We start from the raw sequence: 26101 nt of genomic DNA, 5'->3' as shown, positions 1-26101 counted from the left end.
GTCGAGTGCGCTGCGTGCCTCGTCACGTTCCGCGCGGTACGGAGGGGGGCCGCCCCGTGGCCCGTCGTGGTCGGCGGCACGGGTGCCGCCGGGAGTCACTTCGTGTTCCGCATCACGCGCCTGGCCCGGCGCCACCCGTTGCGCCCTCGAATGGCCGAAGCTGTCAGATGTGAGCACCTCCGCCCTCGTCCCTGTCCGCGTCACCGGTGACGCCGTCCCACCGCGCCCGCCTCATGTCGAGTCGCGGCAGATGGCCCTCGGCGCTGCGCGACGCCTCACGCAGCGGAGTGTTCTCCTCGCGGTAGTGGTCCAGCGCCCGCAGTTCATGACCCGGCAGCAGCCTCCCGTCGGCGCGGACCACGCGCCACCACGGCACCGCGGCCCCGTACAGCGTCATGACGCGACCGACCTGGCGCGGGCCGCCGTCGCCCAGCCACTCGGCGACATCGCCGTACGTCATGACGCGGCCGGGCGGAATCAGCTCGGCGACATCGAGCACCCGCTCCGCGTACTCCGGCAGCTCGTCGACCGCGCGGTCGACGCTGGTCGGGCCGCTGCTCGTTCGGTGATGGCTCATCCGCCCCATCCTGCCGTACGGCACCGACAGCCCGGGTCTCTCCGTGTGCGCCCCCTCACCGGGTGTGCACACAGGGGCGCGGGGGCGTATGTTGCGCTTCGCGTGTCCGAGCAGTACACCCTGATGCCTTCCCGTGTCGCCGGGCCGTGCCACCATCGTGCAGGCGGTGACCGGTGATACGAGACAGCGAAGACCATTCCGAGGCGACGAAGGAGCAGGGCGTGCAGCCACCGAAGGCGGCGGACGCCCCGGACGCTTCGAACGGACCCGCCGAGAAGCCGGGCCCGCAGCAGGGAACGCCCCGTGCCGGGCAGGCGGAGCCCGGTCCGGGGCAGGAAGAGGCGCCCGAGCACCTGGTCGGCTCGACGCTCTCGACCGTCGCGGCGGAACGGGCCGAGCGTGTCTCGGGGGACGAACCGCTGCTCCCGGCCCGGGTGCACCGTCCCTCCGACCTTCTGCGGGTCCTCGTCGGGGTGCTGGCGATCGTCGTCCTGTTCTCCATCGCCGCGTTCGCCCACGGCACGACCACCGGTCTGGAACAGGACATCAACAAGGGCACCGGACAGGCACCCGACATCCTGATCAAGCTGGCCGGCCTGGTCTCCAGCATCGCCGTGCTGCTCGTTCCGGTCGCCTTCGCCATCGAGCGGCTGATCAAACGTGACGGGCTGCGGATCGCGGACGGTGTGCTCGCCGCCGTGCTGGCGCACGGCGTCACACTCGCCGCCGACCTCTGGGTGGCCAAGTCCGCCCCCGGCTCCATCCAGGACGCCCTGACCCAGCCACAGCCCGGTGACTCGCTCACCGATCCCGTGCACGGCTATCTCGCCCCCGTGATCGCCTATATGACGGCGGTCGGTATGGCGAGACGGCCGCGCTGGCGGGTCGTGCTGTGGGTGGTGCTGCTGCTCGACGCGTTCGCCATGCTGGTCGGCGGCTACACGACCCCGTTCTCGATCATCCTGACCGTACTGATCGGCTGGACCGTGGCCTACGGCACGCTGTACGCGGTCGGCTCGCCGAACGTGCGGCCGACCGGTCAGCACCTGATGGCCGGCCTGCGGCATGTCGGCTTCCATCCGGTCACCGCGATGCGCGCCGAGGACACCCCCGACTCCGGGGACCAGAACGACCGCGGGCGCCGCTATCTGGTCACCCTGGAGGACGGCCCTCCGCTCGACGTGACGGTCGTCGACCGCGAACAACAGGCCCAGGGCTTCTTCTACCGGGTCTGGCGCAGGCTCACCCTGCGCGGCTTCACCCAGCGCCGCTCCATCCAGTCGCTGCGTCAGGCGCTGGAACAGGAGGCGCTGCTCGCCTACGCGGCGATCGCCGCCGGGGCCAACGCGCCCAAGCTGATCGCCACCTCCGAGCTCGGACCCGACGCCGTCATGCTGGTGTACGAGCACATCGGCGGCCGCTCCCTGGACGCGCTGGAGGACTCCGAGATCACCGACGAGCTGCTGCACGGCGCCTGGCGCCAGGTGAAGGCGCTCCAGTCGCGGCGGATCGCGCACCGCAGACTCACCGGTGACGCCATCCTGGTGGACCGTTCGGGCAAGGTGTTCGTCACCGATCTGCGCGGCGGGGAGATCGCGGCCGGTGATCTGGTCCTGCGGATGGACATCGCCCAGCTGCTCACCACCACCGGCCTGCGGGTGGGTGCCGAGCGGGCCGTCGCCGGAGCCCTGGAGGTGCTCGGTCCGGATGCCGTGGCGAACTGTCTGCCGCTGCTCCAGCCGATCGCGCTGAGCCGTTCCACGCGTGCCGCCCTGCGGCGGCTCGCCCGCGAGCGCGCGCAGCGGGAGCGCGAGGCCGTGCTCGAAGCCTCGGACGCGGCCAAACGTGCCAGGGCGCTCGAACACGGGGCGGCGGCCTCCGCCGGCACGGTCCCCGACCGCAAGGCCGCGCGCAAGTCGCTGCGCAACCAGAAACAGGCCGAGAAACGGGCCCTGGACGACGCGCTGGAGGAGGCGCGCGAGGAGGACCTGCTCGCCCAGATGCGACAGCAGGTGCTGCGGATCCGGCCCCAGGCAGCGGTCGAGCCGGTACGGCTGGAGCGCATCAAGGCGCGCACCCTGGTCAGCTGTATCGCCGGCGTGATCGCCGCGTACTTCCTCATCTCGCAGGTCACCCAGGCCGACTTCGGCGCGGTCGTCGAGCAGGCGGAGTGGGGGTGGGTGGCGGCCGCGGTCGGCTTCTCCGCCCTCAGCTACGTCGCCGCTTCGATGAGCCTGCTGGGCTTCGTGCCGGAGCGGGTGCCGTTCGGCAAGACCGTGCTGGCGCAGGTCGCCGGATCCTTCGTGAAGATCGTCGCCCCGGCCGCGGTCGGCGGAGTGGCGCTGAACACCCGCTTCCTCCAGCGTGCCGGGGTCCGTCCGGGGCTCGCCGTGGCGAGTGTCGGCGCCTCGCAGTTGTTCGGTCTCGGCTGCCACATCCTGCTGCTGGCGGCGTTCGGTTATCTGACCGGTACGGAGAAGACCCCCTCCTCGCTCACCCCGTCCAGGACCGTGATCGCCGGGCTGCTCACGGTCGCGGTGCTGGTGCTGGTGGTGACGGCGGTTCCGTTCCTGCGGAAGTTCGTGGTGACACGGGTGCGGTCGCTCTTCGCCGGAGTCGTACCGCGCATGCTCGACGTGGTGCAGCGGCCGCAGAAGCTGCTGACGGGCATCGGCGGAATGCTGCTGCTGACCGGCATGTTCGTGATGTGCCTGGACGCGTCGGTGCGGGCCTTCAGCGGTCCGGACGTACCGCGGCTCAGCTACGCGAGCATCGCGGTGGTCTTCCTGGCCGGCAACGCGCTGGGATCGGCCGCTCCCACACCGGGCGGCATGGGAGCGGTCGAGGGTGCCCTGACGCTGGGGCTGATCGCCTTCGGCCTGCCCAAGGAGGTCGCTGCACCGGCCGTACTCCTGTACCGCCTGCTGACCCTGTGGCTGCCGGTGCTCCCCGGCTGGCTCTGCTTCAACCACCTGACCCGCAGGGGTGAACTCTGACCCCGGCAGGCCGGAGCGCCCGCCCTCCGGACGGACTCCGCCGTGCGGGCGGGCCCCGGCCCGCGACGGCGGCCCCTGACGGTTCCTCAGCTGCGGAACGCGCCTGACGCACGGCCCGTCAGGCGATCGGGCGAGCGGGCGGTCCCTCGGCCACCCGCTTGGACCGGTGCTCGTGCAGCGGCAGGGACCTCCCCGCACGATGAGCCCATGAGGACCTCCGCCGCCCTGCGCACCGCCGCGCTCACCGCCACCGTGCTCCTCCCCCTCTCCGCCTGCTCCGAGAGCAGGCACATGGACGATCCGGACGGGCCGCGTCGCTCCGCGGTCGCCGCCCATGCCGACGAGGCGAGCAGCCTGGCCGTCCTGGCCGGCCAGAAGCTGACGTGGAAGCCCTGCCCGGCCCCGTCCGTGGCACAGGGTGGCGGAGCGGCCCCGTCGCCGCTGCCCGACGGGACCCCGTGGGACTGCTCCACCATGAAGGTGCCGCTCGACTACGCGAAGCCCGGCGGAGAGACGATCGACCTGGCACTCATCCGGGCCAGGACCAAGAACCCGGCCAACCGGATCGGCTCCCTCGTCTTCAACTTCGGCGGTCCCGGATCCTCCGGGGTCGCCACCCTGCCCGCCTTCGGAACCCTCTACGACAGGCTCCGCCCCCGCTTCGACCTGGTCAGCTTCGATCCACGCGGGGTCGGCAGCAGCGCGGGCGTGAAGTGCGAGACCGACCAGCAGCTCGACGCGCGTCTGGGGGCCGACAGCACTCCCGACAGCAGCGACGAGGCGAACGCCCTCCTCGAGATCAACAAGAGGTTCGTGGCGGCCTGCGAGAAGCACTCCGGCAGGGAACTCCCGTATGTCGGCACCACCAACGCCGCCCGTGACATGGATCTGATGCGCCAGGTGCTCGGTGACAAGAAGCTGTACTACTTCGGCATCTCGTACGGAACCCAACTGGGCGGTGTCTACGCCAACCTGTTCCCGAAGAACGTCGGCAGGGCGGTCCTGGACGCGGTCGTCGACCCCACCCTGAACTACGAGCAGACCTCGCTCCGCCAGGCCCAGGGGTTCCAGCTGGCGCTGGACAACTTCGCCCAGGACTGCGTGGACCGCGGCGCCGCGTGCAAGCTCCCCGGAACCGACCGGAAGGAGGTCGAGCAGGGGATCGTCGGCCTCCTCGACCGCCTGGGGCAGAAACCGATCGCAGGACTCGGCAACCGACAGCTGACGCAGAGCCTGGCCATCACCGGCATCGCCGCCGCCCTCTACTCCAAGGAGACCTGGCCGCTGCTGGAAGAGGGAGTGGACGAGGCCGACGGCGGCAACGGAGCCCTGCTCCTCGCCCTCGCCGACTCACTGAACGGCCGCTCGGACAACGGCCACTACGACAACTCGCTGGCCGCCAACACCGCCATCAGCTGCGCCGACTCCCGGCAGCGTTTCACCGTGAACCAGGTCCAGGCGAGGCTCCCGCAATTCCAGTCCGTCTCGCCGGTCTTCGGCGACTACCTGGGCTGGGGCCTGCTGACCTGCACCGGCTGGCCGGTGGCGGGCGCCTGGGACACCCCGGACGTCAGCGCCCCGGGCGCCGCCCCCATCCTCGTGATCGGCAACACCGGCGACCCGGCCACCCCGTACAAGGGAGCGCAGGCGATGGCCCAGGCGCTGGGCAAGGGCGTCGGCGTGGAGCTGACGTACAAGGGGCAGGGACACGGCGCGTACAACAGCGGCGACGCGTGTGTGCAGAAGGCCGTGGACGGCTACCTGCTGGACGGCAGGGTTCCGGCGGCCGGGACCGTCTGCAGCTAGTGCCGTGGCAGGCAACGTGTGAAGGCCGAAGGGGCCGGTCCGCGCGCAGCGGACCGGCCCCTTCGGCAGTGCTGAGTGTTCAGTACACCGGCTTCTCGGGCTCGATCTGGTTGACCCAGCCGATCACGCCACCGCCCACGTGCACCGCGTCGGCGAAGCCCGCCGACTTGAGGACCGCGAGGACCTCGGCGCTGCGGACACCGGTCTTGCAGTGCAGGACGATGCGCTTGTCCTGCGGGAGGTCCTGGAGGGCGTTGCCCATCAGGAACTCGTTCTTCGGGATCAGCCGGGCGCCGGGGATCGAGACGATCTCGAACTCGTTCGGCTCACGGACGTCGATGATCTCGATCTTCTCGTCCGCGTCGATCCACTCCTTGAGCTGCTTGGGAGTGATCGTCGAGCCGAGCGCCGCCTCCTGGGCCTCCTCGGACACGACGCCGCAGAAGGCCTCGTAGTCGATGAGTTCGGTGACGGTCGGGTTCGTGCCGCAGACCGCGCAGTCGGGGTCCTTGCGGACCTTGACCTGGCGGTACTGCATCTCCAGGGCGTCGTAGATCATCAGTCGGCCGACCAGCGGGTCGCCGATGCCGGCGAGCAGCTTGATGGCCTCCGTGACCTGGATGGAGCCGACCGAGGCGCAGAGCACCCCGAGCACGCCGCCCTCGGCGCAGGACGGAACCATGCCCGGCGGGGGCGGCTCCGGGTAGAGGCAGCGGTAGCAGGGGCCGTGCTCGGACCAGAAGACGGACGCCTGGCCGTCGAACCGGTAGATCGAGCCCCAGATGTACGGCTTGTTCAGCAGGACGGCTGCATCGTTGACCAGATAGCGGGTGGCGAAGTTGTCCGTGCCGTCCACGATCAGGTCGTACTGGGCGAAGATGTCCATCACGTTGTCGGCTTCGAGCCGCTCCTCGTGAAGGATCACGTTCACGTACGGGTTGATGCCGAGCACCGAGTCCTTGGCGGACTCGGCCTTGGAACGGCCGATGTCGGACTGGCTGTGGATGATCTGGCGCTGCAGGTTCGACTCGTCGACCTCGTCGAACTCCACGATGCCGAGGGTGCCGACACCGGCGGCGGCCAGATACATCAGGGCCGGCGAACCGAGACCGCCCGCGCCGACACAGAGCACCTTCGCGTTCTTCAGCCGCTTCTGACCTTCCATCCCGACATCCGGGATGATCAGGTGGCGGGAGTACCTGCGGACCTCGTCGACGGTGAGCTCAGCAGCTGGCTCGACCAGGGGTGGCAGCGACACAGGAACCTCAACAATGCAGGTGGTCGGTTTCTACGTACTTCATCTACGTACGGTTGTTCTTGCCGTAACACTGCCACGCTCCTCCTCATTCCGAGATACCCGGTCCGATCCGCGAGACGATTTCGTCCCAGTACCCGGGCAGCGAGGCAAATGGCCCCATGTGGCCGTGTTCGTGCACCTGTCCGTGCTGACGGCCCTGTCCGCGCCGGCCGTCCTGCCCGTACCGGCCGCCCCGGTCCGTGAAGAAGATGGTGCCCGCGCCCTGCCAGCGGGCGATGCGCATGGCCTCGTCCAGGTGGGTGCGCGGAACGCCGTGGACGAAGTGCGCGAACCGCTCCGGAGGGTGGGCGGCGGTCCACTCCGCCACCTGGGACCAGCGGTAGTCGGTCCAGGGCCCGCAGAAGGTGACCACCTGGTCGGCGACCTCGGCGTAGCCCGGATGCGGATGGGTGCCCGGCGCCAGCACCAGCCGGCCGCCTCTTCTCCCGCGGCCGCCGTGGTCGAGGAGCGTGGCGAGGGTGGCGGTGAGACGGCGGACCGCCGGGAGATCGACCCGCCCGGCCGGGCACCGGGCGAGGTAGAAGCCGTCGACCCGGTACCAGTCGAGGAAGGACTGCGCGTCGGCGATCAGCTCGCCGTAGGCCCGGCTGCCGAAGGCCAGATCGAGATGGCCGAGCAGTCGGCCGCCCGCGGCCCGGACGGAGTCCTGCGGGGCCCCGCCGTGCAGGGCCCTCTCCCGTGCGTTGCGGAGTCGGCCCGCGGCCTCCAGACCGTGCGGGTCGGGACGGATGCCCGGACCGTTGTCGATGTCGAGAACCGCCCAGTGCAGGGGGGTTCCGGGACGGGTGAGCTCGGCCCACTCGGTGGGGGCGAGCAGCGGATGCGCGTAGCCGGGCACGCCGAAGCCGAGCTGTTCGGCGCCGCCGGTACGGCGGGCGGTGCCGGTGGGGGTCAGATACGGCATGCCGCCTCCATCCAGATGTCGGCGAGGGACTCCTCCAGATTGATCCGGGGGCGCCAGCCGAGCCGGTCCCTGGCGGTGCGCACGTCGGCCTGCTGCCAGGCGCCGCAGCCGTCCGGGTAGGGGGACGGGGTCGCCGAGAGGTGCTCGACGACCGATTCGGTGGAGGAGCGCGGGGCGCCGATGGGCAGCCGGGGCGGGGGCGCGTCGAGCTCGTGGAGTGCGCCGCTGTATCCCGCGACCCTGGCGAGGACGGAGGCCGCGTCCCTCAGGCGCACGGCGCGGCCGGTGCCGATGTTGACGATGCCCTGCGCGGCGGAGAGCGAGGCCGCGTGCACGGCGCGCGCGACATCGCGTACGTCGACGAAGTCGCGCTGGACGCCGAGGCCGCTGAGCTTCAGCTCATTGTCGCCGGACTGCATGGCCCGGCGCATCGCCTCGGCGAGCCTGCCGAGCGGTGAACCGGCCGGGGTACCGGGGCCGACCGGGGAGAAGACCCTCAGCACGACCGCGTCGAGGCCGGAGTTGAGGACGAGTTCGGTGGCCGCGAGCTTGCTGACGCCGTACGGACCGCCGGGGCGCGGAATCGCATCCTCCGCGGTCGACGAGCCGGGCTGCGAGGGACCGTACTCCGACGCGCACCCGACCTGGACGAGCCGAGCCGTGCAACCGCTGCGCCGCATCGCCTCGCAGACGGTGGCCACGGCGACGGTGTTGTGGCGGGTCAGCTCCCGGGCTCCGCCCCGGGTGGCGCCCGCGCAGTTGACGACGACTCCGGGGTGGACGGCGTCCAGGAAGCGGGTCAGTGCGCCGGGGCTGCCGCCGGCGAGGTCGAACCGTACGTCGGCGTCGTCGCCGCGGCCGAGCGCCGTGAGGTGCACCGCCGGGTCGGCGAGCAGGCGGTCGGCCACGAACCGTCCGAGGAATCCGTTGGCTCCGAGCAGCAGCACCCTCATCGTGTGCCCCCTTGGCGCCGGCGGACTGCCGGTGCGGGAGTGGATTGGGGGTTCATGTCCGGTGTCTCCTTGGGGAAGTTGGTGCGGTACGGAAGAAGAACCCGCGGCGTCGGCTCCGCGGGGCGGGGCGGTGGTTCGTCCGGGCGGCCGGGGAGCTTTCCGGTCCGGCCCCGGTCGCAGGGGTCACCCGTCGGTCCGGTCCTCGGCCGCGGGTCGGACGTGGGCGGCGGCCCGGGAGAGGGCGACCGTGGCCGTGATCAGCAGCCCGAGCGCGGCCGCTCCGCAGGCGACGGCGGACACGGCGCCGGTGCCGGCCGCCACGACCAGGGTGTCGACGGGACGGGCGAGGACGTGCAGACCGGGCAGCCGCCCGGCCAGGACCAGGGCGGGTGCGAGCGCTTCGAGTGCGCAGGCGGTGGCGAGACCGGCGGCGGCCGGTCCCGTGAAGCCGTGCACGGTGAGCAGTCGGGCCAGCAGGAGCAGGACACCGAGCGCGGCGGCCCCGACGAAGGCGCCGCCGCCCCCGTATCCCAGATGCGCGAGGTACAGAAGTACGGCGAGGACGCAGAGGTGGAGTGCGACGGCTCCGAACAGGAGGGGGCGCACGCCGGCGGCGAACTCGTCCAGTGTGCGGCTGCCCATGAGTTTGCGGTGCGCGTGTACGGAGAAGAGGTGCGTGCACCAGGCGGCCGGGGCGACGGAGAGGGCCAGCCCCAGCAGCGGGGCCGGGGTCAGCGTCCACGGGCCCTCGGGGCCACCGCTGAGCACCTGGTCGAGCAGCGCCTCGCCGTACAGGACGTAGCCGATCAGCCAGCAGCCGTACAGCCGGACGATGCCCGGTGACCGGCCTTCGGCGCGCAGGGGGCCGCTGTTCAGGCAGACGGCGAGCCCGGCGGTGGCGACGAGTGTTCCGGTGAGGGCGATCGCCAGGCGGCCCTGGCCGCCGAGGCCCTCGGTGAGTCTCAGCGCTCCGAGGGTCGCCATGCAGGCGGCGCCCGGCACCAACGCGCGGAGGGACCAGGCGGCGCGCGTCTCCGTGTCACGCTCCGGCGCGCGGGTCCCCGCCGGGGGCTCACTCACCACGGCGGGCACACGGGCGAAGAGCTCCTCCGCGAGTGCGAAGACGTCGCGGTGCCGGTAGCGCGCGGCGGCACGGTCGGTGACGCCATGGGCCTCCAGCCCGGCGGCGATCTCCAGTGGATCTATGGCCCGCTCGCAGAGCTCGCGATGTCGGTGCATCAGCGGTTTCACGGGATCGGCGGGACCGCGGCTCGACGCGCCGGGCCTGCGTGCCGGCACGGCACCCGCGATCTCGGGGGCGCGGGGCGCCGCGCGATCCGGGGCCCGGCCCGAAGCGCCCTGCTCCCGGGCGGCGCTCCGGGTGGTGCTCTGCTCTTCGGCGGCCGTGTCCCGGTGGTCCCGCTCGCGGTGCGCCCACTGGGTGGCGGCCGTCCCACCGGCGGATTCCGGCGCGGGTCCGGCCTCCTCGGCCGTGACGCGAGGGGCCCCGGCCGGTCCGTCCTCGGCCTCGGTGCCGCGCGGGCCCGGGTCCTGGCTTTCGCCGGTGGTCGGCGTGACGGGTGCGTCGGACACCCCGTTCGGGCGGCCCATGGTGATTCCTCCGTGATCGATTCCGCCGACGCTGCCGGACCGGGGCGGTCCGGCGCTGCGGCCCGGATCTGCCGCGTCGCTTGTCTGTTCACCCATCGCCGTCACCCGCCCCACGCGATCCCGCACAGACGGCCCGGGGCTCCGTGGCCCAGCGGGGTGCGCGGTCGGCCGCGTTCGCCGGGGCGGGGTCCGGGGCCGTCCCCAGGTCCAGGACATGGGCCTCGGGCGGCGTGTCGAAGGGGCGCGGCGGGCCGTCGCCGTACACCGTGTCGGCCGTCCTGCGCATCGCGGCGTGCGGGACCAGCTCCCGGTAGATGCCGTGAAAGGCCGCGAGGTTCTGTTCGACCGTGAAGAGTTCCAGTGCGCGGGCGCGCGCTGCCGCTCCGAGCCGCGCACGGTGCTCGGGGTCGCGCAACAGCGCGAGGCAGGCGTCCGCGAGCGCCCGCGGGTTCCGCGGAGGCACCACGAGCCCGGTACCGCCTATGACTTCGGCCACCGCGCCGACATCCGTCGACACCGTGGCCCGTCCGCAGAACATCGCCTCGACGAGGCTGATCGGGAAGCCTTCGACCGAGCTGGACAGGACGACGACCCCGCCCGCCGCATAGGCCTCCAGCAGGTCCGGGACCGCGGCTCCACCGGTGTCGTCGAAGGAGACCGGGGCGTCGTCGGCGGCGTGCGCGTCCACGGCCCCGTCGCAGGACAACTGGTCGCAGGACAGCTCGTCGGAGAACAGCTGGGTGGCGAGCGCCCGGCAGTGCGCGAGGTAGGCGGCGCCTTCCGGGCCCGGCGCCGGTGTGCCGACGATCCGCAGCCGGGCGCCCGGTTCGGCCTTCCACACGTACGAGAAGGCGTGCAGCAGCGCGATCAGGTCCTTGGCGGGCTCGATCCGGCCGACCCAGACCAGCGTGCCGTCGGGACCGCGGTCCCCGCTCTCCCCCAGCGCGGTGAACCGGCCGGGCTCCATGCCGGGGTGGATGGTGCGCAGCTTCTCGCGCGCGGCACCGCACCGTTCCTGCCAGCGGCGGGCGAGGCTGTTGCCGGAGGTGATGACCGCGGCCTGCCGGTACACCTCGGTGGCGAGCCGTGCGTGGAGGCCTGCGAGCAGGGAACGGACCGGCGCGCTCAGCGGTGAGCCGGTCGCGGCGAGGTGGTGCGCCCGCAGCTGCGCACCGTGCTCGGTCACCAGCAGCGGAACCCCGAAGAAGCGGGCGGCCAGCAGTCCCGGCAGTGCCGCGGCGCCCCCGGAGGTGGCGTGGCAGAGGTCGACCGCGCCGAGGCTCTCCTCGTCGTACCAGTCGAGGGAGAGCGGGCGCAGCACCCGGTCGAGCTCCCGGGCGAAGGCGAGCAGGTCGGGGAGGGTGGGGATGTGGACGCTGCGCCCGGTGCCCGGTGCCCGGCAGGCGGCTTCGAGCAGGCGTACGGCGGTCTCGGAGCGGAGCGCGGAAGGTAACCCTCCGTGCTCCCGGGCCAGTTCGGCGAGCCCGTACAGGCCCTCCGTGAACTCCGCGTCCGCCTCGCCGTTCGTCGCGCCCGCCGTGCAGAGGGAGGTGGCGAGGGCGGTGAGGTGCGCCGTGAAGCGCTGTCGTTCGCGCCGTCCGTACGCCCGCCCGTTGCCGCCCGTCACGATCCGGGTGAGCAGCCCCCCGGAGGTGCGGGGGCCCTGGGCCTGCGCGTCGGCCGTCCACAACGGCGCCGTCCGTACCCGGGCGACCTGGGGCGGGAGTTGGACCCGGCCCCGCGCCTCCTGTGCGGCGGAACGGCTGAGTGCGTAGAGATCGAACTCGTGCTGCGTGAGTCCGCGCACCAGCCGGTCGCACCAGAGTCTGGACTCACCGGTCGCATACGGATAACCGCCATGGGTGAGGAGTCCGATCCGCACGAGCACACCCCCGATCTCCCTTGTGGGCGGCCGCCGTTGGAACGGCGGCTCACAGCGGGACGACCGTAAGCGGATACACCGGTGGCACGACGGACGGTTGTCCGTCGCGCCACCGAAAGGGGTGAACCGCCGTAACTTTCCCACCTCAACGGCGTTCTGTCGCGCTAGGAGAGGCGCCACTCACACTCGGTGAGGTTGCGGCCGCTTCCTGTCGCGCTGCGCGACGTGCCGCAGCGGGCGCCCGGCCGAGTGCGGAACGCGGGCGCACCGCCGGTGGACGACGCACCCCCGACCCCGGGAACCCGCCCGGGCCGCGGGGCGGTCCCGGATCCGCCCCGGTCCGCCCGCTCGGTTCAACTGGCCGGATACACCCAGGCGTTGGGCCGACACTTGATGCCGTCGATGTTCAGCGACTTGGTCTGCTGCTGCATCACCGGAGCGAGGGCTCCCGCCGTGCGGCAGCTCACGTGGTTGTGCCCCAGCCGGTGACCCACCTCGTGGTTGATCAGCATCCGGCGGTAGGCGAAGAGCAGGTCCGGACCGAAGGTCGACGACCCCTGGGCCCAGCGGTAGGCGTTGATCATCACGCGCTCGGTCGCCGCGGAGTCGCAGGAGACGTTGTCCTGGGTCGTGTCCAGACCCGACTTGCGGCACCACTCCGCCGTGGTGCCGGGGCTGGCCAGGGTGATCACGAAATCGGGATCACCGGAGGAGATCCGCTCGAAGGTCATAGCCCCGTTGTGTGCCCAGCTGCGGCCGTCGTTGAGGGTCTCCTGGACCGCCTGCGCGAAGAGCGAGGCGTCGAGGCCGAGGCCCTTCTCGACATCGACCCGGTAGCGGTACGTACGGCCCTTGCCCGGAGCCTTCGCCGATCCCGCGACCGCGTCGAACGTCCCCGGTCCCGCGAGATCCGGGGCCAGCGGGTAGGCCTTGGCCATCTTCTGCGCGTACGAGAGGGGAGCGGTCTGCGCCACCTTCGAGCTCGGCCGGTCGTCCGAGCGGGAGGCGCCGTCGGCGGTGTCCCGGTCGACGCCCGCGGACTGTGCGGCATTGGTCCCGCCGCTGTCGTGGACCTGCCCGGCCACGACCACCGCGAGCACGGTGGTCACCGCCGCCGCGGCGACCCCGGTGAGGGTGCGTCCCCTGGTGCCCCTGGCGGGCGCCTGGCTCGCACCACCCCCGCTCGGCGGCTCCGCGTCCCACCCGCCGACCGAGCTGTACGGATCGGCCGGCGGGGCGGAGGGCCTGCGCGGTGCGGGGGCCACGGGCGGCGCCGGGGCCGTGGGCGGCGCGTCGAACGCCTCGACGAACTCGCGCCGCGGTCCGGGTATCGGCGCCCGGGCAGCGGCCTGCTCCCGGGGCCGGGCCACCGCCTGCCGCGTACCGGTCCCCCAGCCGCCGCCCGGCTCACGCTGTTCGGGGTGGCCGCCGCGTACGTGACCGGCCTGCCAGGACGGGCCGTGGCCGTCCGCTCCGGCCGGCGCACCGGCCGCCCTGCGGCGCCGCCCGCTGCCCGGGCCGGGCACGGTGCCCCGGCCGGTGCCGTCCGCGTCCACGGGCGCGGCCCCGGCGGCGGCCTCCTCGGGTGCGGGGCCCTTTCGGCTATGTCGTCCCACGCCCCGGATCAGCTCCCGCCGCATTCGTCGAGCAGTTCCCGGAACGCCTGGGCGACCGCCTCCGGATACTCCATCATCGCCACGTGCCCCGCGTCGGGCAGCGTCAGCAGCCGCGCGTCACGGAAGGCCCGGGCGGCCTTGCGTGCCATCCGGTACGAGACCAGCTGGTCCCGTCCGCCGTACACCAGCTGGGTCGGCGCGAGCACCCGCTCGGCCTGACGCCACAGTCCGTGCTGGCCGCCCAGGGTGTACGCGTCGACGATGCCGCGCGCCGAGCGCGCCATCGCGTCCCAGAAATACGGCAGCTCCAGCCGGCGCTCCATCTCGGCCACCGCTTCACGGAAGCCGGCCTCGGAGACGCGCGCCGGATCGCCGTAGCAGAGGGCCATGGCACCGCGGGTGCGCTCCTCGGCGGTCCATTCCCGGGTCATCCGGGCGAACAGCGTCACCACGCCCGGCAGCGCGAGCAGCCCGGTCGGCAGGGCGGTCCGCTGCACCCGGAGCTCGGGGAGCGCGGGCGAGACGAGGGTGAGCGTACGCACCAGATCGGGGCGGACCGCGGCAACCCGGGTGGCCACGGCACCACCGAGCGAATTACCGAACAGGTGGACGGGTCCGCGCTCCTGGGCGTCGAGGAGCCGGATCACGGCGCGGGCGTGGCCGGTCACCGAGTAGTTGCCGTCGTCCGGCGGCGGCGAGTCACCGAAACCGGGCAGGTCGACCGCCGCCCCGGCCACCCGGTCCTGGAGCAGGGGCATCAGGGCCGACCAGTTCTGCGAGGAGCCGCCGAGGCCGTGCACGAAGAGCGCGGGCGGCAGCCCGGCCCGCTCCGGCGGCCGGGACCGGACGGTCAGCGTCAGTCCGGGCAGTGCGACGGAGCGCAGCTCCTCCCCCTCCGCGACTCTGACGGTGCTCGCCTTGGGGGTCACCGCGGCGGCGACGGGGACTCCCGGCAGGTCGGTCGAAGACATGCGGCAATGTTACGAGACGATCACGCCACGGTTCATGTGTTCGCGGTCACAGGCCGGGCGGCGACCCGAGGAGTGGATCCTCGGAGGCTGCCCGGTTCTCCCCGGCGGATCGGCGGGCAGCGCCGGATGCGGCACATTGCGGGGCGGAGAGACGTCCGCATACTGGCTGTATCCGAGCGTTCCGACAACGCGGCCAGTGCCGTGCCCGGCCATGTCCGCCAGGAGCGCCCTCCGGTGTGCGCGTGCGCGCCGGACGGCGCGACGGGCAGGGCCTGCCGGGAGGGGTACTGGGTGCCGTAGCCGTCGTCGTGCGCCCGCCCATGGAGTACGGGGCAGCCCCCGGGCTCGAAGCGAGGAAGGGAATCACCATGACGGTCGACCCCAGTGACCCGGAGACCTTCGAGGACGTCCAGCCGGACGAACCGGACCAGGAGACGCCGCGGACGGACGCCGCCGAGCAGCGTGCCGATCTCCAGCAGCAGCGTGACGAACCGCTCACCGACATCGACCGGAACAGTGCCAATGTGGCGGATGCGGTGGAGCAGGCTCGCGTGGTCACACAGGATGAGGACGATTACCGCTAGTACGTCCCGCTTTGCCGCACCGGCCATCGCATCTGCGGCTACCGCAGCTGTCCGGTCCGTGAAATTCTGCGTCCGCGCCGCGCGCACCCGGGTTACTCAAAAGTACGATGGCTGTACGGCGCAGCATGCACAGAAGGGCTGTGTCCAATCACACATATGGGAGGCGGCGTGACAGCCATCGAGCAGACCGAGGCGGCGCGCCCGCGAGGCACTCGACTGCCTCGCCGCGCCCGACGCAATCAACTGCTGGGCGCCGCGCAGGAAGTATTCGTGGCGCAGGGGTACCACTCTGCCGCGATGGACGACATCGCCGAGCGGGCCGGGGTCAGCAAACCGGTGCTCTACCAGCACTTCCCGGGCAAGCTGGATCTCTATCTGGCTCTGCTCGACCAGCACTGCGAGGCGCTTCTCCTCGCGGTCCGTACGGCCCTGGCGTCGACGACCGACAACAAGTTGCGTGTCGCCGCGACGATGGACGCCTACTTCGCGTACGTCGAGGACGAAGGCGGCGCCTTCCGGCTGGTCTTCGAGTCCGACCTGACCAACGAGCCCGCGGTGCGCGAGCGCGTCGACCGGGTCTCGCTCCAGTGCGCGGAAGCCATCTCCGACGTCATCGCCGGCGACACCGGGCTGTCCAAGGACGAGTCCATGCTGCTCGCGGTCGGTCTGGGCGGCGTCTCCCAGGTGGTCGCCCGTTACTGGCTCTCCAGCCAGTCCGGCATTCCGCGGAACACGGCGGTGCAGCTGCTCACCTCACTGGCCTGGCGGGGTATCGCGGGCTTCCCCCTGCACGGCATCGATCAGCACTGATCCGAGCGGCGGGTGCGATCGGCATCTTTGTTCGCTGCGGGCGTGGCCCCACCGACACGGACGGCTCGCCCCAGCGGGCTAATGTGTGCTGCGTACGGCGCGGTTCACCGCGCAGGGACTGACCGTCGGAGGGACATAGCCGTGGAGGTCAAGATCGGGGTGCAGCACACGCCCCGCGAGATCGTTCTGGAGAGCGGGCTTTCCGCCGCAGAGGTCGAGAGCACCGTCGCCGAGGCTCTCAGCGGCAAGGCGCAGCTGCTCAGCCTCACGGACGAGAAGGGCCGCAAGGTCCTGGTGCCGGCCGACCGGATCGCGTACGTGGAGATCGGCGAGCCCAGCACGCGCCGCGTGGGGTTCGGCGCTCTGTAGGCACGCTCGACGCAGTGACCGTGGCAGCGGCCCGGTGGGATGTCCCGCCGGGCCGCTGATCCATCTGGGCTGTTCTCCCTGGTCCGCCGTACGGCGGACGGGGGATTTCCGGGTGAGTCCTGGGCGAGGAGGGTTGCGTTCCGCACCCCTCGGGTAGTACGGCTGACGACCGTTCTGCCCGCCCCGCAACTCGCGAGGTGATCGTCTGTGATCCTGGAACCCCTCGGCTCCGTCGTGCTCGGACTGGCACTCGCCTGGGCAGCGTTGCGCGCCCTGCCGCACCGGCTCCCGTCCCGCCCGGCCGTCTTCGCCACGGGCACCCTGGGGGCCCTGTTCGGCACGTTCCTGATGCGCTCGGTGCTGGAGCCGGACCACGTCGTGGCCACGCTCGTCGGCGCGGCGCTGATCGGGGCCGTGACGCTCTCGCTGCTGGTCCGCCCCCGGAGCCGCCGTCTGAGCCGGTCAGCGGCGGCCTGAGGACGTACGGCCCGGGGGGGACGGGCTTCCGGACAGTTCCGGCGGCGGCTATGCCGCCAGACCGAGCGCGGCCATCCGCTTGGTGTGCGCCTCGGTGATCCGCGAGAACATCCGTCCGACCTCCGCCAGGTCGAACCCGTCGGCCACGCCGCCCACCAGCATCGTCGACAGCGCGTCGCGGTCGGCCACCACCCGCTGTGCCTGGGAGAGCGCCTCGCCCATCAGCCGGCGCGCCCACAGCGCGAGCCGTCCGCCGAGACGCGGGTCGGCCTCGATCGCGGCGCGCACCTTCTCGACGGCGAAGTTGCCGTGGCCCGTGTCGTCGAGCACGGCAAGGACGAGGGAGCGGGTGTCCGAGTCGAGCCGGATGGCGACCTCACGGTAGAAGTCGCTGGCGATCGAGTCGCCGACGTACGCCTTGACCAGGCCCTCCAGCCAGTCCGACGGCGCGGTCAGGCGGTGGAAGTCGTCGAGCGCCTTGGCGAACGGCTCCATCGCTGCCGTCGGCTCCACCTCGATCGCGGTCAGCCGGTCCGTCAGCCGCTCGAAGTGGTGGAATTCCGCGGAGGCCATCTTCGCCAGCTCCGCCTTGTCCGCCAGGGTCGGCGCAAGCTTGGCGTCCTCGGCAAGGCGCTCGAAGGCCGCCAGCTCCCCGTACGCGAGGGCTCCCAGCAGGTCCACGACCGCGGCCCGGTACTGCGGTTCCACCGATGCGGTGGCCCAGTCCTGGGCGGCGATACCGGTGGGTGCGGGAGCTTCATTGGCGTTGTCAGGCGTCTCCATGGAGCGCAGAATAGCCCGCCCGGCAAGGCACCGAGGGGCGCGGTCCGCCAGCGGCGCCATGCCGTTCCGATGAATTCACCCAACACATATGCACGAATCCGGGGTACAGTGGTATTGCGCCTACTGAGTATTTTGGATTTTTGTATGGCATGTACGGCGTGACGTGAAAACGAGGATGCCCGGTCGGTGGCCCGATCGGCTCCGACCCGACAGCCCTCCGCGCGGGTCGTACGCCCCGTACGACCGCAGATGAGGGGCCCCCTCAGCGGCACGAGCGCTCGAGCGACGGCAGTGGTCCCGCGCCACCCGGCCCATCCGCGGCCGGATGACCAACCCGGCACGGTACGACCCCCAGCGTTCGCCTCGGACCGCGTCTCACAGAAGAGGCAGCACCCTGACTACGTTCCGAGAACTCGGGATTCTTCCCGAGACGGCCGAGGCCCTTGAGGCAGTCGGCATCGTGTCCCCGTTCCCCATCCAGGAGATGACGCTCCCCGTCGCACTCTCTGGTTCCGACGTCATCGGCCAGGCCAAGACCGGCACCGGCAAGACGCTCGGTTTCGGTCTTCCGCTTCTGGAGCGGGTCACCGTCCCCGCGGACGTCGAGGCGGGCCGGGCCGCGCCCGAGCAGTTGACCGAGGCGCCGCAGGCCCTGGTCGTCGTCCCCACCCGTGAGCTCTGCCAGCAGGTCACCAACGACCTGCTCACCGCGGGCAAGGTGCGCAATGTGCGCGTTCTCGCGATCTACGGCGGCCGCGCCTACGAACCGCAGGTCGAGGCTCTGAAGAAGGGCGTCGACGTGGTCGTCGGCACCCCCGGCCGACTGCTCGACCTGGCCGGACAGCGCAAGCTCGACCTCTCGCACGTCCGCGTGCTGGTGCTCGACGAGGCCGACGAGATGCTCGACCTGGGCTTCCTGCCCGACGTCGAGAAGATCATCACCATGCTTCCGTCGAAGCGGCAGACGATGCTGTTCTCGGCGACCATGCCGGGCGCCGTCATCGGCCTCGCGCGGCGCTACATGTCGCATCCGACCCACATCCGCGCCACCTCGCCCGACGACGAGGGCGCGACCGTCGCGAACATCTCGCAGCATGTCTTCCGGGCCCACTCGATGGACAAGCCGGAGATGGTCTCCCGCATCCTGCAGGCCAACGGCCGCGGTCTCGCGATGATCTTCTGCCGTACGAAGCGCACGGCCGCCGACATCGCCGAGCAGCTGGAGAGGCGCGGTTTCGCGTCCGGCGCGGTCCACGGCGACCTGGGCCAGGGCGCCCGCGAGCAGGCGCTGCGCGCGTTCCGCAACGGCAAGGTGGACGTCCTCGTCTGCACCGACGTGGCGGCCCGCGGTATCGATGTCGAGGGTGTGACCCACGTCATCAACTACCAGTCGCCGGAGGACGAGAAGACCTACCTCCACCGCATCGGCCGGACCGGCCGCGCCGGCGCCAAGGGCATTGCGATCACGCTGGTCGACTGGGACGACATCCCGCGCTGGCAGCTGATCAACAAGGCGCTGGACCTGAACTTCCACGACCCGGTCGAGACGTACTCCACCTCGCCGCACCTCTTCGAGGAGCTCGACATCCCGGCCGGCACCAAGGGCATACTGCCGCGTGCCGAGCGGACCCGTGCGGGTCTGCGGGCCGAGGAGATCGAGGACCTCGGCGAGACGGGCGGCCGCGGCCGCAAGTCCTCCGGGCACACCACCCGTGAGGAGCGTGCGCCGCGCACGCCGCGTCAGCGTCGTCGTACCCGGGGCGGTGCCGCGGTCACGGAAGCCGCCCCCGCCTCCACGGTGCCGGCCCCGTCCGCCGAGGCGGACGACGCCGCGTCCCTGCCGCGTACCCCGCGCCGCCGTCGCCGTACCCGCGCCGGGGCCCCGGATGTCGCGGCCGAGGCCACGGCGAGCAGGGCGGAGGCTCCCGTCGCCGTCGTGGCGAAGGCCGAGGCCGAGCCCGCGACCAAGCCGCGCCGCCGCACCCGGACCGTCGTGAAGCCGGTCGTGGAGGAGGTCGACTTCCAGATCGCCCCCATCGCCGAACCGGTGCCGGAGGCGAAGGCGGTGACCAAGCCGCGTCGTCGCCCCCGCGTCATCACGCCGGCCGAGGACGAGGTCGACTTCCAGATCGCGCCCATCTCCGAACCCGCTCCGGCGACCAAGCCGCGTCGCCGCCGCTCCCCCGCCAAGCCGAAGACCGAGGCCGTCGCCCCGGCCGAGGCCGTGGCCGCCGAGGGCGAGGCGAAGCCCCGCAGGCGGCGGGCCCCGCGTGCGGCTGCCGCCAAGGCCGAGGGCTGAGCGCGCCACACCGATCGACCCAGCAGGTGCCGGACGGGCCCGAGGACATCCTCGGGCCCGTCCGGCGTTCCGGGCGCTTCGCTTCCGGCCATCCGCCGTTCGGGGACATAACCTCGTGTCATGAGTCGACCTCCCACCTTCACCCCGCCCTCCTGCGCCCAGTCCCGCCGGCTCCGTACCACGCGCGGCGACTTCGCCGTGCTGGACGCCGTACCGCACGGAGAGGTGCGCGGCACGGCCCTTCTGCTGCCCGGTTACACCGGCAGCAAGGAGGACTTCATCGCGCTCCTCGAACCGCTCTGCGCCGCCGGGTACCGGACCGTCGCCGTGGACGGCCGCGGGCAGTACGAGACCGAGGGAACGCCCCGTCAGGAGACGTACGCACAGAGCGAGTTGGCCCGTGACGTGCTGGCGCAGGCGGCCGCTGTCGGCAACGGCGACACCGTGCATCTCGTCGGGCACTCGCTCGGCGGTCAGATCGCCCGCGCCGCCGTGCTCCTCGACGCCTCGCCGTTCCGTTCACTGACACTGATGTCCTCGGGCCCCGCCCAGGTCGCCGAGGCCCAGCAGCTCAAGGTGAAGATGCTCGGCGACGCGCTGGCGACCCTGAGCATGGCCGAGGCGTGGGAGGCGATGCGGGCCCTCGACCCGCCCGAGGACGCGACGACGGACGGCGAGGCGCTGCGCCGACGCTGGCTGCGCACCCAGCCCGCCCAGCTCATCGCCACCGGCCGTCAGCTGGCGACCGAACCGGACCGGGTGGCCGAACTGGCCGCGGCCGGGCTGCCTCTCCATGTGCTCTCCGGCGAGCGCGACGACACCTGGCCGGTTCCGCTGCTCGACGAGATGGCCCAGCGGCTGGGCGCACGCCGCACCCGGATCGAGGGCGCCGAGCACTCCCCCAACACGGACCGTCCTGAGCGGACGGCGGCCGCGCTCATCTCCTTCTGGGACAGCCTGTAGACCGGCACCGCGGTTCAGTACTGCGCCTTGAGGTGCTGCCAGAAGCCGTCGCGCAGCGCGCGCCGCAGATGGGCGTGACCGCGCAGCGAATGCTGCAGCAGCCGCTCGGCCTCGACCAGCAGGTCCTGGTCGACCGAGCCCGGCAGATACGGGTGTCCGGGCAGCAGATCGGCCAGCGACTCACGGCCCCGGGCGGCCAGCCAGGCCGCGGCGATCTGCGCTCCGACGAAGTGGACGTCCGCCCGGGAGGGCGCGGGGGTGTCGTCCTCGTACGTGGTGACGGGGCGTCTGGTCACGTACGGCCGACAGAAGTCGAGGTCGAAGGTGCGCTGGCTGTCGACCTCCCAGAGCAGCGGTTCGGCCTGGTTGCGCCCGTCCGCCGCCTCGATGCCCCACAGATGGACCCGAGCCCCGTACCCCTGTGCGGCCTCGACTGCGGACACCAGGTCCTCGTCCCCGCCGACCAGTGCGGCATCGCTGATGGCGCGGTGCCGGGCGAGCGATTCGAGGTCGCTGCGGATGAGCGAATCGACGCCCTTCTGCTGGTTGTTGGCGTTGAGGTTGCCGAGTCTGACCTTGACGTCCGGGAGTTCGGCGATGGACTGCTGCTCGGCGGTGTGGATGCGCCGCCGGGCTCCGTCGTACCAGTACACCCGCAGCAGGCGGCTGTCCGCGAAGATGGTGCGGGCCTTGTCGATGAAGGCCTCGATCAGGCCCTCCGCGTCGAGGTCGAAGGAGCGGCGGTCCTCGGTGCCGGTGACGAGCAGTCCGGCCGCGGCGTACACATAGCCCGCGTCCACGAAGATCGCGTGGGTCGAGGGGGTCTTCGACACCTCCGCGAGCATGCGCTGGAGCAGTTCGTTGGTGCGGTCCAGGCGCTCGCTGATCTCTGCCTCGTTCATTCGGGCCTCGTCGTGGACCTCGTCGCCGGTTCGTCTGCGGTGACCTGCGAATACTTAGACATCCAAAAAATTTCCTTAGCGTAGGGAATGTTTGCAGCCGACAAGCCGTTCTACACCCGAGGGAGCGCAGGACACAGGTGTCGGGCGCTCTCATCCTCACGGACGGGTCGCCCGTCCTCCCAGTAGTTCTCCAACAGGAGGATCAGACGAAGGGAAGCCCTGTGCGCTTCGAGATCATGCGACTCGACGATGTCGACGGTACCGCCGTGGACAGCACTGTCGTGGACGCCGCCTCCGTCAACCGGATCGTGCAGCAGGCCGCAGCGATGGGCCAGCGCATCTATATCCGCCCGGCCGAAAGTTCGGCCTCGTAACACGCAAGGACGCCTGAGACGAGGCGCCCCCGTACCGAAGGTCCGGTACGGGGGCGCTGTGGTGTCCACGGGTTCTGTCAGGAGCTCTCGTGTGCTGTCAGGAACTCTGGATGACCTGGGTGACGCCGTTGATGATCTGCTGCACGGCGATGGCGGAAAGCATCATTCCGGCGAGCCTGGTCACCAGCACGACGCCGCCGTCCTTGATGATCCGGATGATCAGCAGCGAGTAGCGCATGGTGAACCAGAGCACGATGTGCATGGCGACGATCGCCGACCAGACCGATATCTGGCGTCCCACGCTGTCGGCGTGCTGCACCGCGAGAATCACCGACACGATCGCCCCGGGTCCCGCCAGCAGCGGCATGCCCAGCGGCACCAGCGCCACATTGACGTCCTTGGTCTGGGTCGGCTCGTCGGTCTTGCCGGTCAGCAGATCGAGCGCGATCAGCAGCAGGAGCAGACCACCCGCGATCATCAGGGCCGGTACGGAGACATGCAGGTAGTCGAGGATCTGCTGTCCGAGCACACCGAAGACGACGATCACACCGAAGGCGACGGCCACCGCCTGCAAGGCCATCCTGCGCTGCAGCCTGGCGGGGCGACCCGCGGTGAGGGCGAGGAAGATCGGAGTGATTCCGGGCGGATCCATAATCACAAAAAGCGTGAGAAACAGGGATCCGAAGACAGCGACGTCGAACACAGTGAAGCCTTGCAGGAAGAGGGTGAGCAACAGCTGGGGAGGGCACCCCGGCGCCACGGCCGGGCGGTCTGCCGACCGGGGCGCGGAAGAGGGAGGACACGGGCAGGGGGACGAGCGGCGGTACGCGCGCGGCGGCGCGTGCGGCGTCAGGCGGGGCAGGTTCCGCCGGCGCCCGGCACCGGGAAGGCTCCCGTCGCGCGCCGGGTGATCTCGCCGTAGATCTCGGGGTCGGTGGTGTACTCACCGAGCCCGACGGACTTGCGACTGCCGTGGTAGTCGCTGGAGCCGGTCGTCAGCAGACCCAGCTCCCGGGCGAGCCCGCGCAGCCTCGCCCTGGTCGGCTCGTCGTGGTCCATGTGGTCGACCTCGATGCCGTCGAGGCCGGCTGCGGCGAGCTTCGCGATCGACGACTCGGGCACCACCTCGCCGCGCTTGACGGCGAGCGGGTGGGCGAAGACGGTGACCCCACCGGCGGCCTTGACCAGCCGGATCGCGTCGAAGGGGTCGAGTTCGTGCTTCTCGGCGTACGCGCGTCCGCCATTCGCGAGCCATTCGGGAGTGAAGGCGTCGGAGACGGTCCCGACGACGCCGAGCTCGACGAGCGCGGCGGCGATGTGCGGCCGGCCGACCGATCCGTCCCCGGCGATCCGCGCGACCTGCTCCCACTCGATCGGGACGCCGAGCGCCCGGAGTTTGGCCACCATCGTCCGGGCCCGCGGCACCCGGTCGTCCCGCACCAGCTCGCGTTCGCGTGCCAGCTCGGGCTCGTCGGGGTCGAAGAGGTACGCCAGCATGTGCAGGCTCACACCGTCGATCCGACAGGAGAGCTCGGCGCCGGTGACGAGAGTGAGCCCTTCGGGAAGGGCGGCGATCGCCTCGGCATGCCCGCGCACGGTGTCGTGGTCGGTGAGCGCGACGACGTCGAGGCCCGCGGCGGCGGCGTTGCGCACCAGCTCGGCGGGGGTGTCCGTACCGTCCGACGCGGTGGAGTGGGTGTGCAGGTCGATGCGCACGACGCGTACTCCAGTACTTCCGGGCCGGACAAGGGGGACGTTCAAGGATAACCGGCATCCGAAGTGCCCCCGGCCGGGCGCCGGAGCCCTGGGGCGCCCCGGGACCGGGCGAGCCCGGCATGATCCGGACGAGAGGGCCCGACCGGCGAGAGGCCCTAACCGAGCAGGCGCGGGGAGAGCGCCCCGCACGGCACGAGGTCCATCTCCTCCCCGGCCTCCCGCAGATCGGCGAGCACCAGCTCGTCGTACATCAGGAGACCCGACTGCTCGGGCCAGACGATCGCCCAGAGCCAGAGTCCGCGCGCCTCGCCCGCGAAGACCGCCCGGTCCTCCGGGGCGCCCTTGACATGCCACAGCGGGGTGGGGCGTCCGGCGGCGAGCATCTTGACGTCCGGCGGCCCGTCGACGTCCAGGTAGGGACCGGGGTCGAGGCCGTCGACCCCGGCATAGCGCGCTCCGAGTCCGACGCCGAGTTCCTCGGTGACGAGCAGCAGCTCGCCGATACCGCCGACCGGACCGGGTCCGGAACAGGCCACGACGGTGGCGCGTCCGCCACTGCGGTCGTCACCCGCGCTCGCCACGCCCGTGAAGAGCCACCCCACCGGCAGCGGCCAGGGCATCCACACCGGCACCTGGGCCCGCTGCACCACGACGCCCAGCGCCTCGACGCTCGGCGGGACGACCGGCTGCAGCGGCTGCACGCTGCCGTGCACTGCACACTGCCAGGTGTCTGCGAAGAGACCAGGCGCCCTCACCCGGCCTCCGCACTTCGGGCAACTGGGTTCGCCCCTCATAGCGACCAACGGTCCTCCAGGACTCCCGCCGCGTCAAGCATGATCACCCGTCCGAGGCCGGGGGCCCCGGAAAAGCGTTAGATGTATCTTGCACTTGTTAGGCGACCTAACTTATTCTCTGCGCGACGCACCGATCCGTCCGGAGAGTGAGGAACCCCATGCAGGGAGAGGAACCGCTCGATCAGGGAGCGGGAAGCATCCTGCGCCAGCCGAAGGCCGTCTGGGCCACGGCGGGCGCTTCCGTTGTCGCGTTCATGGGAATCGGCCTGGTGGACCCGATTCTCCCGTCCATCGCCCAGGGCCTGGAGGCGACACCGAGCCAGGTGTCGCTGCTCTTCACCTCGTACTTCCTGATCACGGCCGTGGCCATGCTGGTCACCGGCTTCGTGTCCAGCCGGATCGGTGGCCGCAAGACGCTGCTGACCGGCCTCGCGCTCGTCGTCGTCTTCGCCGCACTGGCCGGTACCTCGTCGTCCGTCGCCGAACTCGTCGGCTTCCGGGCCGGCTGGGGGCTGGGCAACGCCCTCTTCGTCTCGACCGCGCTCGCGGTGATCGTCGGTGCGGCGGCGGGCGGCAGCGCGGCGGCGATCCTGCTCTACGAGTCGGCGCTCGGCCTCGGCATGGCCTGCGGGCCGCTGCTGGGCGCCCTGCTCGGCGACGCCAGCTGGCGCTACCCGTTCTTCGGCACGGCCGCACTGATGGCGATCGGCTTCCTCTGCATCACGGCGTTCCTGAAGGAACAGCCCAGGCCGGCCAGGAGGACATCGCTGCTCGACCCGGTCAGGGCACTCGGTCACGGCGGTCTGGCCTCCGTCGCCGCCTCGGCCTTCTTCTACAACTACGCGTTCTTCACGATCCTGGCGTTCACCCCGTTCGTGCTGGACATGTCGCCGTACAGGTCGGGCGCGGTCTTCTTCGGCTGGGGTCTGCTGCTCGCGGTCTTCTCGGTGATCGTCGCCCCGCGGCTGCAGAAGCGCTTCGGCTCGCTGAAGGTGCTCGGCGGATCACTCGTACTGCTCGCCGTGGACGTCCTGGTCCTGGGATACGGCAACCACACCACCGCCATCGTCTGCACGATCGTCTCCGGCGCCTTCATCGGCGTGAACAACACCGTGTACACGGAACTGGCGCTCGGCGTGTCGGACGCGCCCCGACCGGTGGCGAGCGCGGGCTACAACTTCGTCCGCTGGTTCGCCGCGGCAGCCGCCCCGTACCTCGCCCCGAAGATCGAGGAGTGGAGCGACGTCCACATGCCGTTCGTGGCCGCGGCCCTCGCGGCCGTCGTGGGCGCGGGCGTGATCGGGGTCCGGCGTACGGCGCTGACGCACGAGGCGGAGCAACGGGCGGCGAAGCCCGTGGGCGACGAGGGAGGCGTCGCCGCCCTCGCCGACTGAGC

23 protein-coding genes are annotated in these 26101 nt (G+C 71.6%); 10 read left to right on the top strand and 13 right to left on the bottom strand.

Annotated features, from left to right (window positions below; all coding sequences use genetic code 11):
• Positions 1-163 precede the first annotated feature (163 nt).
• On the bottom strand, positions 164-577 hold the full coding sequence (locus AB0L71_RS26030) for an MGMT family protein (RefSeq protein ID WP_365247335.1): 414 nt from the start codon (positions 575-577) through the stop codon (positions 164-166).
• A gap of 221 nt (positions 578-798) precedes the next feature.
• Here AB0L71_RS26030 and AB0L71_RS26025 point away from each other — a divergent pair, with 221 nt between their 5' ends.
• The gene (locus AB0L71_RS26025; protein WP_365247333.1) at positions 799-3573 is read left to right on the top strand and encodes a lysylphosphatidylglycerol synthase domain-containing protein; all 2775 of its coding nucleotides are present in this window, start codon (positions 799-801) and stop codon (positions 3571-3573) included.
• Between the two features lie 207 nt (positions 3574-3780).
• The gene (locus tag AB0L71_RS26020) at positions 3781-5379 is read left to right on the top strand and encodes an alpha/beta hydrolase (RefSeq protein WP_365247331.1); all 1599 of its coding nucleotides are present in this window, start codon (positions 3781-3783) and stop codon (positions 5377-5379) included.
• Positions 5380-5458: 79 nt separating this feature from the next.
• Here AB0L71_RS26020 and moeZ read toward each other — a convergent pair whose 3' ends face one another.
• From moeZ to AB0L71_RS25985, 7 genes are all read right to left on the bottom strand, one after another.
• Positions 5459-6637, bottom strand: coding sequence for an adenylyltransferase/sulfurtransferase MoeZ (gene moeZ, locus AB0L71_RS26015; RefSeq protein WP_365247329.1), 1179 nt, complete (start codon positions 6635-6637; stop codon positions 5459-5461).
• Positions 6638-6722: 85 nt separating this feature from the next.
• Positions 6723-7601 (bottom strand): spherulation-specific family 4 protein, encoded by an 879-nt coding sequence (locus AB0L71_RS26010; RefSeq protein ID WP_365247327.1) that lies wholly within the window; start codon positions 7599-7601, stop codon positions 6723-6725.
• The gene (locus AB0L71_RS26005; protein ID WP_365247325.1) at positions 7589-8554 is read right to left on the bottom strand and encodes an NAD-dependent epimerase/dehydratase family protein; all 966 of its coding nucleotides are present in this window, start codon (positions 8552-8554) and stop codon (positions 7589-7591) included. Before AB0L71_RS26005 ends, AB0L71_RS26010 begins: the two co-directional genes overlap by 13 nt.
• Before the next feature lie 183 nt (positions 8555-8737).
• The gene (locus tag AB0L71_RS26000) at positions 8738-10165 is read right to left on the bottom strand and encodes a hypothetical protein (RefSeq protein ID WP_365247323.1); all 1428 of its coding nucleotides are present in this window, start codon (positions 10163-10165) and stop codon (positions 8738-8740) included.
• Between the two features lie 88 nt (positions 10166-10253).
• Complete coding sequence (locus tag AB0L71_RS25995; RefSeq protein WP_365247431.1) at positions 10254-12047, bottom strand: DUF3492 domain-containing protein; 1794 nt, start codon at positions 12045-12047, stop codon at positions 10254-10256.
• A gap of 353 nt (positions 12048-12400) precedes the next feature.
• Complete coding sequence (locus AB0L71_RS25990; RefSeq protein ID WP_365247321.1) at positions 12401-13687, bottom strand: DUF3152 domain-containing protein; 1287 nt, start codon at positions 13685-13687, stop codon at positions 12401-12403.
• Positions 13672-14634, bottom strand: coding sequence for an alpha/beta hydrolase (locus AB0L71_RS25985; RefSeq protein WP_365247319.1), 963 nt, complete (start codon positions 14632-14634; stop codon positions 13672-13674). Before AB0L71_RS25985 ends, AB0L71_RS25990 begins: the two co-directional genes overlap by 16 nt.
• 368 nt (positions 14635-15002) lie before the next feature.
• Here AB0L71_RS25985 and AB0L71_RS25980 point away from each other — a divergent pair, with 368 nt between their 5' ends.
• The 4 genes from AB0L71_RS25980 (at position 15003) to AB0L71_RS25965 (ending at position 16874) form a co-directional block, all read left to right on the top strand.
• Positions 15003-15218 (top strand): hypothetical protein, encoded by a 216-nt coding sequence (locus AB0L71_RS25980; protein WP_365247429.1) that lies wholly within the window; start codon positions 15003-15005, stop codon positions 15216-15218.
• 168 nt (positions 15219-15386) lie between these two features.
• Positions 15387-16028, top strand: coding sequence for a TetR/AcrR family transcriptional regulator (locus AB0L71_RS25975; protein ID WP_365247317.1), 642 nt, complete (start codon positions 15387-15389; stop codon positions 16026-16028).
• 141 nt (positions 16029-16169) lie between these two features.
• Complete coding sequence (locus AB0L71_RS25970; RefSeq protein WP_365247315.1) at positions 16170-16397, top strand: DUF3107 domain-containing protein; 228 nt, start codon at positions 16170-16172, stop codon at positions 16395-16397.
• A gap of 207 nt (positions 16398-16604) precedes the next feature.
• Positions 16605-16874, top strand: coding sequence for a hypothetical protein (locus AB0L71_RS25965; protein ID WP_365247313.1), 270 nt, complete (start codon positions 16605-16607; stop codon positions 16872-16874).
• A 48-nt stretch (positions 16875-16922) separates the two neighbouring features.
• Here AB0L71_RS25965 and AB0L71_RS25960 read toward each other — a convergent pair whose 3' ends face one another.
• The gene (locus AB0L71_RS25960) at positions 16923-17657 is read right to left on the bottom strand and encodes a ferritin-like fold-containing protein (RefSeq protein WP_365247311.1); all 735 of its coding nucleotides are present in this window, start codon (positions 17655-17657) and stop codon (positions 16923-16925) included.
• 484 nt (positions 17658-18141) lie between these two features.
• Between AB0L71_RS25960 and AB0L71_RS25955 the strand changes: the two genes are divergently transcribed.
• Entirely contained in the window at positions 18142-19956 is a 1815-nt protein-coding gene (locus AB0L71_RS25955) for a DEAD/DEAH box helicase (RefSeq protein ID WP_365247427.1), read from the top strand.
• A gap of 120 nt (positions 19957-20076) precedes the next feature.
• Positions 20077-20919, top strand: coding sequence for an alpha/beta hydrolase (locus tag AB0L71_RS25950; protein WP_365247307.1), 843 nt, complete (start codon positions 20077-20079; stop codon positions 20917-20919).
• 14 nt (positions 20920-20933) lie between these two features.
• On the opposite strand, the gene AB0L71_RS25945 is transcribed toward AB0L71_RS25950, so the two are convergent.
• Positions 20934-21821 carry an NYN domain-containing protein gene (locus AB0L71_RS25945; RefSeq protein WP_365247305.1) on the bottom strand — a complete coding sequence of 296 codons (888 nt, stop codon included), beginning with the start codon at positions 21819-21821 and terminating at the stop codon, positions 20934-20936.
• Positions 21822-22042: 221 nt separating this feature from the next.
• On the opposite strand from AB0L71_RS25945, the gene AB0L71_RS25940 reads away from it, so the two are divergent.
• Positions 22043-22195, top strand: coding sequence for a hypothetical protein (locus tag AB0L71_RS25940; RefSeq protein ID WP_015611185.1), 153 nt, complete (start codon positions 22043-22045; stop codon positions 22193-22195).
• A gap of 97 nt (positions 22196-22292) precedes the next feature.
• Here AB0L71_RS25940 and AB0L71_RS25935 read toward each other — a convergent pair whose 3' ends face one another.
• The 3 genes from AB0L71_RS25935 to AB0L71_RS25925 form a co-directional block, all read right to left on the bottom strand.
• Complete coding sequence (locus AB0L71_RS25935) at positions 22293-22898, bottom strand: MarC family protein (protein WP_365247303.1); 606 nt, start codon at positions 22896-22898, stop codon at positions 22293-22295.
• Between the two features lie 146 nt (positions 22899-23044).
• Positions 23045-23911, bottom strand: coding sequence for a PHP domain-containing protein (locus AB0L71_RS25930; RefSeq protein ID WP_365247301.1), 867 nt, complete (start codon positions 23909-23911; stop codon positions 23045-23047).
• Positions 23912-24066: 155 nt separating this feature from the next.
• The gene (locus AB0L71_RS25925) at positions 24067-24705 is read right to left on the bottom strand and encodes a DUF6758 family protein (RefSeq protein ID WP_365247299.1); all 639 of its coding nucleotides are present in this window, start codon (positions 24703-24705) and stop codon (positions 24067-24069) included.
• A gap of 158 nt (positions 24706-24863) precedes the next feature.
• On the opposite strand from AB0L71_RS25925, the gene AB0L71_RS25920 reads away from it, so the two are divergent.
• On the top strand, positions 24864-26099 hold the full coding sequence (locus AB0L71_RS25920) for an MFS transporter (protein ID WP_365247297.1): 1236 nt from the start codon (positions 24864-24866) through the stop codon (positions 26097-26099).
• The last annotated feature ends 2 nt before the right edge of the window (positions 26100-26101 follow it).

The organism is Streptomyces sp. NPDC052052, assembly GCF_040680455.1.
Lineage (GTDB): Bacteria > Actinomycetota > Actinomycetes > Streptomycetales > Streptomycetaceae > Streptomyces.
The sequence above is the reverse complement of the archived record's forward strand: the minus strand, read 5'-3'. Positions and strand labels throughout refer to the sequence as shown.

Coding starts and splice junctions, on each gene's coding strand:
- AB0L71_RS26030 (WP_365247335.1), bottom strand. CDS start 577: ATGAGCCATCACCGAACGAGCAGCGGCCCGACCAGCGTCGACCGCGCG.
- AB0L71_RS26020 (WP_365247331.1), top strand. CDS start 3,781: ATGAGGACCTCCGCCGCCCTGCGCACCGCCGCGCTCACCGCCACCGTG.
- AB0L71_RS26010 (WP_365247327.1), bottom strand. CDS start 7,601: ATGCCGTATCTGACCCCCACCGGCACCGCCCGCCGTACCGGCGGCGCC.
- AB0L71_RS26005 (WP_365247325.1), bottom strand. CDS start 8,554: ATGAGGGTGCTGCTGCTCGGAGCCAACGGATTCCTCGGACGGTTCGTG.
- AB0L71_RS26000 (WP_365247323.1), bottom strand. CDS start 10,165: ATGGGCCGCCCGAACGGGGTGTCCGACGCACCCGTCACGCCGACCACC.
- AB0L71_RS25990 (WP_365247321.1), bottom strand. CDS start 13,687: ATGCGGCGGGAGCTGATCCGGGGCGTGGGACGACATAGCCGAAAGGGC.
- AB0L71_RS25985 (WP_365247319.1), bottom strand. CDS start 14,634: ATGTCTTCGACCGACCTGCCGGGAGTCCCCGTCGCCGCCGCGGTGACC.
- AB0L71_RS25980 (WP_365247429.1), top strand. CDS start 15,003: ATGACGGTCGACCCCAGTGACCCGGAGACCTTCGAGGACGTCCAGCCG.
- AB0L71_RS25960 (WP_365247311.1), bottom strand. CDS start 17,657: ATGGAGACGCCTGACAACGCCAATGAAGCTCCCGCACCCACCGGTATC.
- AB0L71_RS25955 (WP_365247427.1), top strand. CDS start 18,142: ATGACGCTCCCCGTCGCACTCTCTGGTTCCGACGTCATCGGCCAGGCC.
- AB0L71_RS25950 (WP_365247307.1), top strand. CDS start 20,077: ATGAGTCGACCTCCCACCTTCACCCCGCCCTCCTGCGCCCAGTCCCGC.
- AB0L71_RS25945 (WP_365247305.1), bottom strand. CDS start 21,821: ATGAACGAGGCAGAGATCAGCGAGCGCCTGGACCGCACCAACGAACTG.
- AB0L71_RS25925 (WP_365247299.1), bottom strand. CDS start 24,705: ATGAGGGGCGAACCCAGTTGCCCGAAGTGCGGAGGCCGGGTGAGGGCG.
- AB0L71_RS25920 (WP_365247297.1), top strand. CDS start 24,864: ATGCAGGGAGAGGAACCGCTCGATCAGGGAGCGGGAAGCATCCTGCGC.